Origin of the sequence: Stenotrophomonas sp. SMYL20, assembly GCF_036320045.1 — a bacterium.
GTDB lineage: Bacteria > Pseudomonadota > Gammaproteobacteria > Xanthomonadales > Xanthomonadaceae > Stenotrophomonas > Stenotrophomonas maltophilia_A.
Window position 1 is genome coordinate 109,624 of sequence record NZ_JAWIRT010000008.1, and the last position, 14,175, is coordinate 123,798.

Genomic DNA, 14,175 nt, shown 5'->3' on the forward strand with positions numbered 1-14,175 from the left:
TGCCCTTCAGGCTGCCGCGTGCAACGCCTGCAGCAGTGCCTGTCCCGGCGCGCTGTGGAACCACGCCGGATGCCCCAGCATGAACGGCTGCCACGCCACATCCGCGTTTGCGGTGGAGCCAGTGATGCCTTCGAAGTACTCCACTTCGGACAGTGCGAAGTCGAAATGGACCATCGGCAGCAGGTCGGCCAGCAGCTGCACGCGTGCCGCCGACAGCGGCAGCACCTCGCGGTAGCCGTCGAGCAACGCCAGTGCGATGTCGATGCGCACCGCCTCCATGCCGCGCTGCAGTTCCAGCCACGCCACTGCGTTGCGCTCGATCGCGGTGGCGAGGTCGAACAGTGCGCTGGTGGGCGAAGCCAGGCCGAAATCCAGCACGGTGCTGACCTGCCCGTCGCGCCACAGCAGGTTGGAGACATGCCAGTCGTTGTGCGCCCACAGCCGTGGCTCGTCGCGCAGGCGCTCGGCCAGGCCCGTGTGCCAAGGCAGCACGTCGCGCTGCAGCTGTGCTTCCCACGGAATGCGCGCGAGATAGCGGGCCAGCCCCGGTCGTGTGGGCAGTTCGGCTTTGATCGCGGCGATGGGATCGTCGGCGCGGATCAGATCGTCGCGCGCGACCAGCAGATGGGTACTGCGCTGTGGCGCGTGATAGCTGGCGGCGGCACGGTGCAGCCGGGCCAGCATGCGGCCGGCTTCGCGGGCCTGCGCGACATCGGTCAGCAACGACCACGACACGGCATCGCGGTACAGGTCCTCGCCCACGCCCACGGCATGCAGCTCGAAGGTCCATTCGCCGTGCTCGACTGCGGTGTGGCCATCGGCTGCCGCAAGCACCTGCACCACCGGTACGCCGGCGGCAGCGAGATGGGCGATGAAGTGGTGTTCTTCTTCCAGGCAGGCGGCGCTGCGCACGCTGTGGTGGTGGCGCTTGATGAACACCGGTCCGCGCGTGCCATTGACGATGGCGGCGGCAGACAACGGTCGAGGACTGTGCCAGTGCGGCTGGCTGCCCGCATCCAGCTGCGGAAAGCGCTGGCGCAGCCACGCGAGGTCTGCGGTGCTGATCGGCGGCCAGTCGGCAGCGACCTCGTCGTTGTTGAGGCCCTGCACCCGGTGGGAAGAAGAAGTCATGCCGCAGCCCCAATGGGGAAAGTCACATCCAAGGGTGCGCATTCAACGCCATGGCCGCCCGCAACGCAAACGGGCGGGTCATCGACCCGCCCGTCGTCACATCGTCATCGGCGGTACCGCCGCGCCGGATTACCAGCCGCGATGGCGACCGCGGTCGTGGTAGTAGCGGTTGTCGTAGTAGCGCTCGCGCTGCCAGCGACGGTCGTCACCGCGGTCGTAGTAGCCGCTGCGGTAGTAGCCACGGTCGTAACGGCGATTGTCGTAGTAACGACGGTCGCGGCGGTCGGAGGTGGTCAGGTTGCCGATCGCGCCGCCGGCCACGGCACCGCCGACAGTGGCAGCAGGATCACCGTTGGAGAGCAGGTTGCCGGCCACGCCACCGACCACGGCGCCGACCAGGGTGCGCTTGTCCTTCCTCGACATCGCGCTGGCATCGCTGACCACGGCGACGCCGGCCAGCAGGGCCAGGGTCATCGCCAGACCACGGAAGCTGAGTGCGGAAGTACTGAGCATGTTCGTTCTCCTGTGAGGTGCATGCCACGCTGGGCAGGGAGGGCGCGGGGCGCCCCGGCTGCCGTGATGTCCACGCTGGCGTTCCAACATTGCCGGAACATTGCCTGGTCCACCGTGCGGCTTGCGCATTCATCTAGCGGCAGGCGGCATGAAGCAAGGCTGAAAGCGGCCTCGGCCGCTCAGCTGGCAGAAAGGGAAAGGGCCACGCGAACGTGGCCCTCCCTTCTCTCCCAAGGCGCCGCGGGCCTAGACGCCCATCGCCTTCTGGGCCTGCCGGGCCTGCTCCTGCTGGGCGTCCTGCTGCTGATGCAGCACGTTCGGCGCGCCCTGCACGGCACCGCTGCTGAGCGCCAGGCTCTGCTCGCTGGCGGCACGGGTCTCCACCGCCACGCGGCTGGCGGCCGGGTCGCCGATGGTGCCCTGCACGGCGAACAGGCGCTCACCGTTCGGGCTGGGCACCACCGAGTCGATGCGCTGCAGGCCGGCGGCATGCGCCTCCTTGGTCAAAGCCGCAGCAGCGCTTTCCAGCGTGTGGCGGTCCTTGAAGGTCCCGGCCGGCAGCAGTTCCAGACCCTTGCTGGCCTGGATGAACAACGGATTGCGCGGGTGCCGCTCGTCGTTCAGCAACGGCCGTTCGCGTGCGTCCTTGATTGCCTCCAGGGTCTTCGCCCCGACAATGCCGTCGACCACCAGGCCGTTGTCCTTCTGCAGCTGGCGCACTGCCGTGTCGGTGTTGCGGCCGAAGCGGCCATCTTCGACCAGCGGCTTGCCGTCGGCGCCGACGTAGCCCAGGTGGCCCAGCTGCTCCTGCACCTTGCGCACGCCCTCGCTGTGCGCGCCCTGCTTGTACAGTTCGGCGTGCGGCGTGGCAGCGGCCTTGTGCTCGGGCGCAGGCTTGCCCTGGCTCTGCTCGTGCGACTGGGTGCGGTTTTCCAGCAGGTCGCGCGCCTTGGACAGCGGATCGGAGGCGTACAGCTTCCAGTTCGGGTGGTCCTTCACCTGCTTGAGGTAGTCCTCGACCGGCATGGTGTGCACGCCCTTGCTGCCGGTGGACTGGCTGATCAGCAGCTTGTCGGTGTTGGGGTCGCGCACCACCATCACGATGTGGTCGATGCCGTTCCAGTGCTCATGGCGGGTCCTGGCCGTATCCAGGCCGATGATCATGCCTTCCTTCAGCGCATCGGGCTTCAGGATCGCGTCGCGGTCCAGCAGCACGCCGGACTGGTCGAACGCCTTGCGCACGATCCCACCGGAACCGAGGTTGCCCAGGTCGATGCGATCAGCCTTGCTGAACACCGCGTGCCCGGCCTTCTGGTTGATCTCGTCCATGGTCCGGTTCTGCAGCGTGCCGACCCAGCCGGAACAGTCGATGTAACCCTGCTCCACGTTCTTGCCGGTCTTGCCCGGTACGTACAGTGCGTGGCCCGGAATGTTGATGGCGTACTTGACGTCGTCGTACTTCACGCCGGCCTCGTAGGCGGCCTGCAGTTCAATGCCTGGCTTCGGTGTGGCAGCTGCCGTTGCGGTTGCCGCCAGCGTGGCTGCACCCGCCGCCACGGCTGCGCTGGCCTGCGCAGACGCTGCCGGGGTCTGGCCCTGGCCCTGCGCTACCGCCCGCGGTTCGATGTTCTTTTCCGGAATGCTGATCGCCGCGTACTTGTGGATGTAATAGCTGGAGAACGTCCGCGCCAGGTCGCCGTCGTTCATCCCGCGCATCTCGGCCAGGGTGTGGCCGGTCAGCGCCTTCGCGTCGGAGCCGATCTGGTTCAGCACGTTGCGGCGCATGTTGATCTCGTCGCCGTGGCTGTTGCGGACCACACCGAAGGTGCCGGTGGCAATGGCAGTCTGCACCGAGCCGTAGCCGGCGCTGCCCTGCTGGTGGGCCAGGTACAGGTCCAGTCCGGTGGGCGTGTTGCCCCCGGACAGGTACGGGTTGCCGGTGCGCTCGTTGCGGCGCGCCATCGAGTCCAGGTTGTCCTGGTACATCTGTGCGGCCGCTTCGGTGTTGCGGGTGGGGTCGAACTCGTGGCCGGTCAGGTGGTACTGGCGCGCGGAGCCGGGCACGAACTGGAACAGGCCCTTGGCGCCGGATGAGGTGTTATGGGCGCGCTCGTTGAAGGTGCCACCGGTCTCGATGTGCGCGAAGCGCATGAAGTCATCCACGGGGATGCCCTTCTGCCTGGCGACCTGCTCGACGATGTCCAGGACTTCCTTTCTGCTGTAGTCATGCTGTGCCATGACGTTTTCCTCGGGGTTGATGGAGCGGCGCGTGCCGCGAATCGCCAACCGGACTCATCCGTGAGTCAAGAACATGTCGGTCAACAGGGAACCCGCGCGTGGCGGGTGCTATCAAGGCGCGACGTACTGCTGGGTCGCGCTGTCGAAGGTGTAGTGCACGGCGTCGCCGGCACCCAGTGCGCGGGTCTTGCCGGGGCCTTCGATGGTGGTGCCCTTGAAGGTCACGGTCAGTCGCGGCAGGCCGTTGCCGTCGGCAGCGAAGGCCAGTTCGCCATCGCTGTCGGTGCAGGGCATCACGTTGCCGTCGTCGCAGGCGGCACTGTTGTCCTCACCCGTGCGCACTGAACCGACATAGCGCCAGACCTTGCTGTCCACGTCGTCTTCGCTGCGCCTGGGGTTGAACAGCAGCAGCGCATAGCCGGTGCTGCTGATGCCGCGGTCGAAGCTGCTGGTCGGCACCGCCAGCAGCAGGCGACCATCGGCCGTGCGATGTTCAAGCGGCTTGCGCCGGGTATCGACATCGTCGGCCTTGTCGTACGCGCCCAGTGCGCCGATGGTCCATTCCTGGCCACGGAACTTCCATGGCTTCCTGGCGTCGGTGCCGGCCAGCACGAAGGTGGCCTCGGCAAGGTTGGCGCGGTCATCCGGACCGGCCGGCGTCTGCTCGCCCGGCTTGCCGTAGTGCTCGCGGGTATCCCAGGAGAAACCCGTGTAGTACGTGGTGCCATCGAGAGTGAAGGTGTGGCCGAACCAGAAGGTCGCCACGCTGCCGTTCTGGACCTCATAGGAGGTCGCGCCATCGCCGTCCACCTGGTAGGTGAAATACATCACGGTCGGCGCGTCGGGCGGGGTGGCGGCGGCATCGGGGGTGGGGGTCTGCATCGGGGCAACATCCTGTCGGGGCGCATTGGCAGCCTGCGCAGGGGCGCCGGGCTGGGAGGACGAGGGGGCCGGATCGGCGGCGCTGCAGGCGGCAGCGGAAAGAGAGACGAGCAGGCACGCCGCGAATGCGCGCAGAGGCCGCAACGGCAGGGTCCAACATAGCTTGGGGGGATGATGCATGCGCCTCTCCATGGTCAGCGTTGCCGGGCCAGACGGCCGGCAGGAAACCGCGCCACGTCCACCAGGAACGGGAGCGAGGACATGAGCCGGTCGATTCCTTCGACCTCGCATTGAGAACTCATGCCGGACCATCTTGGCACAGATCGGCGGCCGGTCAAAGAGGGCGGTGGCAGCTGCCCTTCTTGTGTGATCTGGCTCTCAGATCTTGCCGTCGCGCAGGTAATCGAACAGCTCGGCGTCGCCCTTGAGGCCCAGTTTGAGCATGGCGTCACCCTTCTGCCGGCTGATGGTACTGACGCTCTTGTGCAGCTGCAGCGAGATTTCCTTCACGGTCATGCCGGTGCCCAGCAGCCGCAGCACCTCCACCTCGCGTGGCGACAGGGGCTTGCCGTCGCCCTCGCGCATGCGCCAGCTGCCAGCGGCCTCGACCCGCTCGCGCAGGCTGCGGCTGATGTAGGGCTGGCCCCGGTAGACCGCCTGGATGGCCTGTGGCAGTTCGTCCATCGACGAACTCTTGTCGACCAGGCCGAGCACGCCGCTGTCGAGCACCATGCGCAGGATCGCCAGGTTGTTGGAGACACTGAGCATCAGCACCGGCAGGTCGGGATGACGGCGGCGGATCATGCCGATCATGGCGAAGCCGTCGGCCTGGGGACTGCCCGGCATGGAGTAGTCGGTGACCAGCAGGTCACAGGGCTGGCTGCCGAGCAGGGCCATCAGCGCCTGCGCGCTGTCGGCTTCGCCGACCACGCGGCCCACCCCGCTCGATTCGATGACGGCACGGGTACCGATACGGACCACCGGGTGGTCGTCTGCGATGATGATGCGCAAGCTCATGCTCTAGTATGGCCACCGGGCACGCCGGACCGCGACCATCGCGGTTCCTGGCAGATTCTAGGAGATCAACGCCGATGCGTAGCTGGGCTGTTCGCGGGCTGGTCCTGCTGCTGGCCGTGCTGGTGCTGCCTGCGGCGCTGGCACAGGCAGTGCCTGGGCTGTTGCCGCTCAGCCCGCTGCAGCGCGAGTACCTTGCCGCGCATCCGAGCATCGTCGTGGGCCAGTATGACAGTGGCTGGCCGCCGTTCGAGTCCCTCCGTGATGGCCAGCAGGTCGGCCTGGGCCCGGATTATCTGTCGCTTCTCGCCCGTCAGCTGGGCGTGAAGGTGGAGGCACGGCGCTATCCCGACTGGACATCCGTGCTGGATGCGGCATGTCGTGGCGAGATCGATGTAGTGATGAATGTCGGTCTCAGTGCCGACCGCACCCGCTGCATGGTCTATACCGCCGCCTATGGCGAGGCACCGCTGGCCCTGGTGGGACGCCCGGATGACCTGCGTGCCTCCGACATCCCCGACCTGGATGGACTGCGGGTGGTGATCGAGCAGGACTTCCTGACCGGCCCGCAGGTGCGGGCGCGCTTTCCCCGGGCACGACAGCTTGTCGCAAACAGCTCGTTGGCGGCGCTGGAGATGGTCAGAGACGACAAGGCAGACGTTTACATCGGCAATGCCTACGTGGCCACCGAACTGATCGCACGCGAGGACCTGCAGAGGGTCGTGCTGCTGCGTCCCAGCGATCTGCCGCCCGAACGGCTGCACTTCGGTGTTCCCAACAGCAAGCAGCCGTTGGCCGAAGCATTGGACCTGGCACTGGCTGCGACCAGCCAGGCCCAGCGCGATGCGCTGGTGCAGCGCTGGCTGCCACCTCCGCAGTGGTCGGCATCGGCACAGCTGGCGTTGAGCCAGGCCGAGAAACGGGTATTGGAGCAGCCGTTGAAGATCGGCTTCGCGCCGAACGCGGCGCCGCTGTCGTTCGCGGACCAGGATGGCAACCCCAGTGGCCTGGCCAGCGAATACCTGCGGCGCCTGCTGCAGGCTGGCGCCAACCTGCAGGTGGAAAACAGCCATGACTGGTACGAGGTGCGCGAGAAGGCGCGCCGCGGCGAGCTGCAGGCGGTGATGGGCATTCCTGCCGATTCTCGCTACCTGGGCCCGGACTGGGTGTTCAGCCAGCCCTTCATCAGCGTGCCGAACGTGATCGTCAGCCGGCGTGACAGCCCGGCGTTGCTGGGCCTGTCCGACCTGCAGGGCAAGCGGGTGCTGCTGTCCGATCCGGAACGTGTGCGTGGCTATGTGCTGCAGCAGGCGCCGCAGGCGCGGATCATCGCGGCACGCAGCGCGGAACAGGCCCTGCAGCGTCTGATCAATGGCGACGCCGATGCCTACGTAGGCAACCTGGCACTGGTTGACCATCTGCTGCGCAACCGCTTCCCGGGGCGCCTGCAGGTGGCGGCACCGGCAGGTTTCAACGATCAGCTGGTGCTGGCGGTTGAGCGCCGCCATGCCGCCCTGGCCACCACCTTCGACCGCCTGCTGCTGCAGATGACGCCGCGCAAGCGCGAGGCCCTGCGCGGGGACTGGCTGGCCGTCGAGTACCGCAACGGCCTGGACTGGAACAGCGCGATGCGCTGGGGCGTGCCGCTGCTGCTGGTGCTGCTCACCGCGCTGCTGGTGCACGCCATCGGGCATTGGCGGCTGCGCCGCGAGGTGGCCGGACGGCGTCACCTGGAACAGCGCCTGGCCGAAGTCACCGACAACCTGCCTGCCGTGGTCTATCAGGCTCGCCGCGCGGCAGACGGAACCCTCAGCTTCCCGTTCATTGCCGGTGACCTGCAGGCGTTGTTCGGGATCAGCCGGCAGCAGGCCGAACAGGATGCAATGTGCCTGCTGGAGCGCATCGAGGAAGACGACCGCGAGCACATCCTGCATGCGGTCGAGCAGGCGGCGCGCCAGTTCGCACCGCTTGTTCTCGAGTTCCGGCTGCGACCTGAAGGCACCGGCGCGCGCTGGGTGCGCAGCCAGGCCCATCCCTATGCGGCGGAAGCGGGCGTGGTCACCTGGAGTGGATACTGGGTGGATGTCAGCGAGGCGCGTGCACAGGCCGAGGCCCTGACTGCGGCCAAGGCCGACGCCGAACAGGCGGCGGAGGCGAAGTCGCGTTTCCTGGCGACCATGAGCCATGAAATCCGAACGCCGATGAGTGGCGTGCTGGGCATGCTGGAAGTGCTGGCGCATTCGCCGCTGGATGCCGAGCAGCAGCGCATCCTCGGGGTGATCGAGGATTCGGCGCAGATGCTGCGGCAGATCCTCGACGATATTCTTGACTACTCGCGGCTTGAGGCCGGCGCGCTGCGCCTGGAACCGGTGCCGCAGCCGCTGCGGCCATTGCTGGAAAGCGTGTGCCGGTTGTTGTCGGCGCAGGCCAGTGCACGTGGGCTGGACCTGCACGTGCAGATCGACCCGCAGCTGGCGGCCGCGCACGAAGTGGATGGCGTGCGCCTGCGCCAGATCGTGTTCAACCTGCTCAGCAACGCCATCAAGTTCACCGTGCGCGGCGAAGTGCGGCTGCAGCTGGACGTGCTGGGGCCGACCGCCGAAGACGGCAGCCAGCCGCTGTGCCTGAGCGTCACCGACACCGGCATCGGCATCGCGCCGGAACAGCTGCAGCACCTGTTTGCGCCGTTCACCCAGGCCGGTGCCTACATCCAGCGCGACCATGGGGGTACTGGCCTGGGCCTGAGCATCTGCCAGCGTCTGGTGCAGATGATGGACGGCGAGCTGGAGCTGCACAGCACGCTGGGCGAAGGGACCCGCGCCGAGGTGCGGCTGTCGCTGGTGGAAGCCGGCAGCGGTGATGTGGAAGCGCTGGTCGCCGAGCAGGAACAGGCCTCGCTGCTGCCGCCGGCGCTGCGCCAGGCGCGGGTGCTGGTGATCGAAGACCACCCGACCAACCAGGCGATGATGGCCTGGCGACTGCAGCAGCTGGGGGTGCCGCATGTGATGGTCGGTGACGGCCAGCAGGGCTTGGATCGGCTGTCGTCGGAGAGTTTCGATCTGGTGATCACCGACTGCCGGATGCCGGTGCTCGATGGCTTCGGTTTCACCCGCCTGCTGCGCGAACGCGAGGGCCGCAACGGCCAGCCGCGGCTGACCGTGCTGGCGCTGACCGCCAGCGTGCTGGATGACGATGCACGGCGCTGCCGCGAGGCCGGCATGGACGAAGTGCTGGCCAAGCCGCTGTCACTGGCCACGCTGCGCACCGCACTGCTGCGCTGGTTGCCGCAGGCGCAGGGACAGTCGTTCGAGGAGCCGCAGGCCGAGTCCGCCGTCGACGATGCTGGGACGCTGCCCGATCTGGACAGCCTGCAGCGGCGCTTCGGCTCACGTGCGGTGGCCGAGCAGCTGCGCGACAGCCTGTTGCAGGCCAGCGAGGGCGATCTTGCCGCCGTGCAGCGCGCGCTGCAGGCTGGAGATCGCGAGGCGGCCGCACTGCACCTGCATCGTCAGGCCGGTGGTTTGGGCGCGGTGGGAGCGACAGTGCTGGCCGGGCAGGCCAATGCGCTGGTGGAGCGTCTGCAGGATGCGGCGGAAACCGATGTGGCGCCGTTGTTCGCGGCGGTGGCGGAATTTGTGGCACGGCTGCAGCGACAGCTGCAGCGCCTGGCTCACTGAGCCGACTGCTGCTGCAGGTAGGCGATCACCAGTGCGCGGCGTTCGGCGCTGGGGAAGGCGTTGTACATGCGCGTGCCGGGCACCACGTGGGTGGGCGACTGCAGGAACGCATCCAGGGTCTGCGCGGTCCAGGTGATATCGGCGCGGCGCATGCCGTCGGAATAGCCATAGTCCGGCAGGCTGCCAGCGCGGCGGCCGATCACGCCGTGCAGATTGGGTCCGAAGCGGTGGATGCCACCAGGTTGCACGGTGTGGCAGCCGGCACACAGCTCGAACGCGCGCTGCATGGCCTGCTGCTGCGCCTGTTCCGGCGTGGCCGGTGCCGCAGGCGGGCGCTGGCAGGCCGTGGCCGCCAGGGTCAAAGCAATGGTGATGAGCAGGCGGAAAGCACGCATGGGCGGGCAGGATAGCGACGCAGCGGGGCAGGTGGGCTGCGACACGCGGTCGCAGCCCGGAGCAATCACATGCCCGAATAGTTCGGGCCGCCACCGCCCTGCGGGGTCACCCAGACGATGTTCTGGGTCGGGTCCTTGATGTCGCAGGTCTTGCAGTGCACGCAGTTCTGCGCGTTGATCTGCAGGCGCGCGTTATCGGCTTCACCGACGAACTCGTACACACCCGCCGGGCAGTAGCGGGCTTCCGGGCCGGCGTACTCGGCCAGGTTCACCTTCACCGGAATGCTGGGGTCCTTCAGCGTCAGGTGGCTGGGCTGGTTCTCGTCGTGGTTGGTGCTGCTGAGGAACACCGAGCTGAGACGGTCGAAGGTCAGCACGCCATCCGGCTTCGGGTAGGCGATGCGGGTGTGCTTGGCCGCCGGCTCCAGGCAGACGTGATCCGGCTGCGTGCGGTGCAGGGTCCACGGCGGATTGCGCACGCCCAGCTTCGGCAGCAGCCACTGCTCCACGCCGGTCATCAGCGTGGCCACGGTCTGGCCCTTCTTGAACCACTGCTTGAAGTTCTTGGCCTGCTGCAGTTCGGTGAACAGCCAGCTGGCTTCGAACGCCTTCGGGTAGGCGCTCAGTTCATCGTGCTGGCGGTCGGCGGCCAGCGCGTCGAACGCGGCATCGGCGCACAGCATGCCGGTCTTGATCGCGGCATGGCTGCCCTTGATGCGGCTGGCGTTGAGGTAGCCGGCCTCGCAGCCGACCAGCGCGCCACCCGGGAACACCGTCTTCGGCAGCGACAGCAGGCCGCCGGCGGTGATCGCACGCGCGCCGTAACCGATGCGGGTGCCACCCTCCAGGTGCTTGCGGATGGACGGATGGGTCTTGAAGCGCTGGAATTCCTCGAACGGGCTCAGCCACGGGTTCCTGTAGTCCAGGCCAACCACATAACCGATGGCGACCTTGCCGCCGTCGGCGTGGTACAGGAACGCACCACCGTAGGTGTCGCTGTCCAGCGGCCAGCCGGCTGCGTGCACCACCAGGCCCGGCTCATGCTTGGCCGGGTCGATCTGCCACAGTTCCTTGATGCCGATGCCGTAGGCCTGCGGGTCCTTGCCTTCGTCCAGCTTGTAGCGCGCGATCAGCTGGCGGCCGAGGTGGCCGCGTGCGCCTTCGGCGAAGATCGTGTACTTGGCCTGCAGCGCCATGCCCCGTTCGAAGGCCGGGCCGATGCTGCCGTCCTTCTCGATGCCCATGTCGCCGGTGGCCACGCCGATCACTTCACCGTTGTCGCCGTACAGCACCTCGGCTGCGGCGAAGCCGGGGAAGATCGCCACTTCCAGCGCTTCGGCCTGCTGCGCCAGCCAGCGGGTCACTTCACCCAGGCTGATGATGTAGTTGCCTTCGTTGTGGAAGCACTCCGGCAGCAGCGCATTGGGCGTGCTGCGTGCGCCGGTTTCGCTGAGGAACAGGAATTCGTCGCGGGTGACCTTCTGCTTCAGCGGTGCGCCGCGCTCGGCCCAGTCCGGGAACAGTTCGGTCAGTGCGCGCGGATCCATCACGGCGCCGGACAGGACGTGCGCGCCCGGTTCGGAGCCCTTCTCCAGCACGCACACCGACAGGTCGCGGCCGGCTTCGATCGCGCGCTGGCGCAGGCGGATCGCGGTGGCCAGGCCGGCGGGGCCGGCGCCGACGATCACCACGTCGAACTCCATTACTTCACGCGGGGGCAGGGCGTTGGCTTCAGCGCTCATCGATTGCATGACTCGTGGGTAGGGCCGGCATCGGGGCCACCGGCGGTGCCTGGGAATCGCGCGTGCAGCCACGAGCGAAACGGTTGTTTGAATGTGTCAGGGTACCGGGCCGCGCGTGATCGAGCTAGATCGACGATGTTCACGTCATGATTGCTGCGGTGCAGCGTAATGCACGTGGCCGGGTAGGTGCCAACCTTGGTTGGCACATTGTTTCACCGCCCGGACCCGCTTCCGTGTGGACCAAGGTCCACACCTACCAGACGCGATGCTTGCGGATGACCGACAATGGCCGGGTCCTGACTGCGCGTGAGTGCCATGGCTTTGCATCCGTACGATCTGTTCGATGTCCGTTCCCTGCTCAACGAGGAAGAGCGCGCGGTGCAGGAGAGCGTCGCCCGCTTCACCAACGAGCGCGTGCTGCCGATCATCGGCGATGCCTTCGACCAGGCCCGCTTCCCTTCAGAGCTGGTGCCGGAGATCGCCGCGCTGGGCCTGCTCGGTGCCACCCTGCCAGCCGAGTACGGCGGCGGCGACCTGGGTGCGGTCAGCTATGGCCTGATCTGCCAGGAGCTGGAGCGCGGTGATTCGGGCCTGCGCAGCTTCGTCTCGGTGCAGAGCTCGCTGTGCATGTACCCGATCTATGCCTACGGCAGCGAGGAGCAACGCCAGCAGTGGTTGCCGGCGATGGCGCGCGGTGAGCTGATCGGCTGCTTCGGCCTGACCGAGGCACACGGCGGTTCCGATCCGGCCAGCATGAAGACCCGCGCGGTGCGCGACGGCAGCGACTGGCGCATCAGCGGCAGCAAGATGTGGATCACCAGCGGCCCGGTGGCCGATCTGGCCATCGTCTGGGCGCAGACCGAGGACGGCATCCAGGGCTTCGTGCTGGAAAAGGGCATGGCCGGCTTCACCACGCAGGAGATCAAGCACAAGATGAGCCTGCGCGCGTCGCTGACCGGCGCGCTGTTCTTCGACGACGTGCGCGTGCCCGACAGCCACCGCCTGCCGAACGTGAAGGGCCTGAAGGGCCCGCTGGGTTGCCTGACCCAGGCCCGCTACGGCATCAGCTGGGGCCCGATCGGCGCTGCCATTGCCTGCCTGGATGAAGCGCTGGGCTATGCCAAGGAACGCGTGCTGTTCGGTCGCCCGCTGGCGGCCACGCAGAGCGCGCAGATCAAGCTGGCCGAAATGGCCCGCCGCATCACCACCGCGCAGCTGCTGGCGCTGCAGCTGGGCCGCCTGAAGGAAGCCGGGCAGCTGCAGCCGCAGCAGGTCAGCCTGGCCAAGTGGAACAACTGCCGCATGGCCATCGACATCGCCCGCGAGTGTCGCGATCTGCTGGGCGGCGCCGGCATCACCACCGAGCATGTAGCGATCCGGCATGCGCTGAACCTGGAATCGGTGATCACCTATGAAGGCACCGAGACCGTGCACCAGCTGGTGATCGGCCGCGAACTGACCGGCATCAACGCGTTCTAGGCGGTGCGGGGAACACCATCCACGCACGGCGTGGATCTGCTGCACATGGCACCTGCCACGGCCACCTGGGATGTGCTTTGGTAGGTGCCAACCTTGGTTGGCACATTCCTTCAGCGCGCGACCGGGCATCAGTGCGGACCAAGGTCCGCACTCACCAGAAGCGATCCAGAGCCATCAGAGGTTCTCGATGCCTGCCTGGACCTGCCTTTGGTAGGTGCCAACCTTGGTTGGCACATTCCTTCAGCGCGCGACCGGGCATCGGTGCGGACCAGGGTCCGCATCCACCAGAAGCGATCCACAGCCATCAGAGGTTCTCGGTGCCTGCCTGGACCCGCCTTTGGTAGGTGCCAACCTTGGTTGGCACATTCCTTCAGTGCGCGATCGGGCATCGGTGCGGACCAGGGTCCGCACCCACCAGAAGCGATCCACAGCCATCAGAGGTTCTCGGCGGCGGCCTGGACCTGCCTTTGGTAGGTGCCAACCTTGGTTGGCACATTCCTTCAGTGCGCGACCGGGCATCGGTGCGGACCAGGGTCCGCACCCACCAGAAGCAGGTCATACCCACCAGGAGCGGTCCGCACCCACCTGAGGCGGTTTACGCGCCGCCAGCAAACCCGTGCTGCCGCCACGCTTCGTACATCACCACCGCAACGGTGTTGGAAAGATTGAGGCTGCGGTTGTCCGGCCGCATCGGCAGGCGCAGGCGGCGGCCATCGGGCAAGGCATCGAGCACGTCCTGCGGCAGGCCGCGGCTTTCCGGGCCGAACAGGAACGCATCACCATCTTCAAAGGCCACGCTGTCGTAGCGCACGCTGGCCCGGGTACTCAGTGCGAACAACCGCTTCGGTGCGATCCGCGCCAGCGCGGTGTCCAGGGCGGGGTGGACCTGCAGGCGCGAGTACTCGTGGTAGTCCAGGCCGGCGCGCTTGAGCTGCTTGTCTTCCAGTGCGAAGCCGAGCGGCTCGACCAGGTGCAGCTGCGCGCCGGTGTTGGCGCAGAGCCGGATCACATTGCCCGTGTTGGGAGGGATTTCCGGTTGGAACAGGATCACATGGAACTGGGGCGCGGCATTCATCGGCGCAGTGTACCTGCGACGACCGCCGC

At 67.4% G+C, this 14,175-nt stretch carries 10 protein-coding genes; 2 read left to right on the plus strand and 8 right to left on the minus strand.

What is annotated here, in order from left to right:
* Window positions 1-6: 6 nt before the first annotated feature.
* The 5 genes from V3B48_RS08160 to V3B48_RS08180 form a co-directional block, all read right to left on the minus strand.
* Window positions 7-1,131, minus strand: coding sequence for a phosphotransferase (locus V3B48_RS08160; protein ID WP_329893504.1), 1,125 nt, complete (start codon window positions 1,129-1,131; stop codon window positions 7-9).
* Window positions 1,132-1,260: 129 nt separating this feature from the next.
* Window positions 1,261-1,644 carry a glycine zipper 2TM domain-containing protein gene (locus V3B48_RS08165; RefSeq protein WP_329893505.1) on the minus strand — a complete coding sequence of 128 codons (384 nt, stop codon included), beginning with the start codon at window positions 1,642-1,644 and terminating at the stop codon, window positions 1,261-1,263.
* Between the two features lie 246 nt (window positions 1,645-1,890).
* Entirely contained in the window at window positions 1,891-3,882 is a 1,992-nt protein-coding gene (locus V3B48_RS08170; protein ID WP_329893506.1) for a peptidoglycan-binding protein, read from the minus strand.
* Window positions 3,883-3,993: 111 nt separating this feature from the next.
* On the minus strand, window positions 3,994-4,764 hold the full coding sequence (locus tag V3B48_RS08175) for a hypothetical protein (RefSeq protein WP_049398613.1): 771 nt from the start codon (window positions 4,762-4,764) through the stop codon (window positions 3,994-3,996).
* A 378-nt stretch (window positions 4,765-5,142) separates the two neighbouring features.
* Entirely contained in the window at window positions 5,143-5,781 is a 639-nt protein-coding gene (locus tag V3B48_RS08180; protein ID WP_032130138.1) for a response regulator transcription factor, read from the minus strand.
* Between the two features lie 74 nt (window positions 5,782-5,855).
* Between V3B48_RS08180 and V3B48_RS08185 the strand changes: the two genes are divergently transcribed.
* Entirely contained in the window at window positions 5,856-9,455 is a 3,600-nt protein-coding gene (locus tag V3B48_RS08185; protein WP_329893507.1) for a transporter substrate-binding domain-containing protein, read from the plus strand.
* Here the strand turns inward: V3B48_RS08185 and V3B48_RS08190 are convergent.
* On the minus strand, window positions 9,449-9,850 hold the full coding sequence (locus V3B48_RS08190) for a c-type cytochrome (RefSeq protein WP_032130140.1): 402 nt from the start codon (window positions 9,848-9,850) through the stop codon (window positions 9,449-9,451). The two genes, V3B48_RS08185 and V3B48_RS08190, sit on opposite strands and share 7 nt — an antisense overlap.
* Window positions 9,851-9,915: 65 nt before the next feature.
* Window positions 9,916-11,592 carry an electron transfer flavoprotein-ubiquinone oxidoreductase gene (locus tag V3B48_RS08195; RefSeq protein ID WP_049461849.1) on the minus strand — a complete coding sequence of 559 codons (1,677 nt, stop codon included), beginning with the start codon at window positions 11,590-11,592 and terminating at the stop codon, window positions 9,916-9,918.
* A gap of 315 nt (window positions 11,593-11,907) precedes the next feature.
* Between V3B48_RS08195 and V3B48_RS08200 the strand changes: the two genes are divergently transcribed.
* Window positions 11,908-13,071, plus strand: coding sequence for an acyl-CoA dehydrogenase family protein (locus V3B48_RS08200; protein ID WP_071228793.1), 1,164 nt, complete (start codon window positions 11,908-11,910; stop codon window positions 13,069-13,071).
* Between the two features lie 595 nt (window positions 13,072-13,666).
* Here the strand turns inward: V3B48_RS08200 and V3B48_RS08205 are convergent.
* A complete protein-coding gene (locus V3B48_RS08205) occupies window positions 13,667-14,146 on the minus strand; it encodes a tRNA (cytidine(34)-2'-O)-methyltransferase (protein WP_329893508.1) in 480 nt (159 codons plus the stop codon).
* Window positions 14,147-14,175 lie beyond the last annotated feature (29 nt).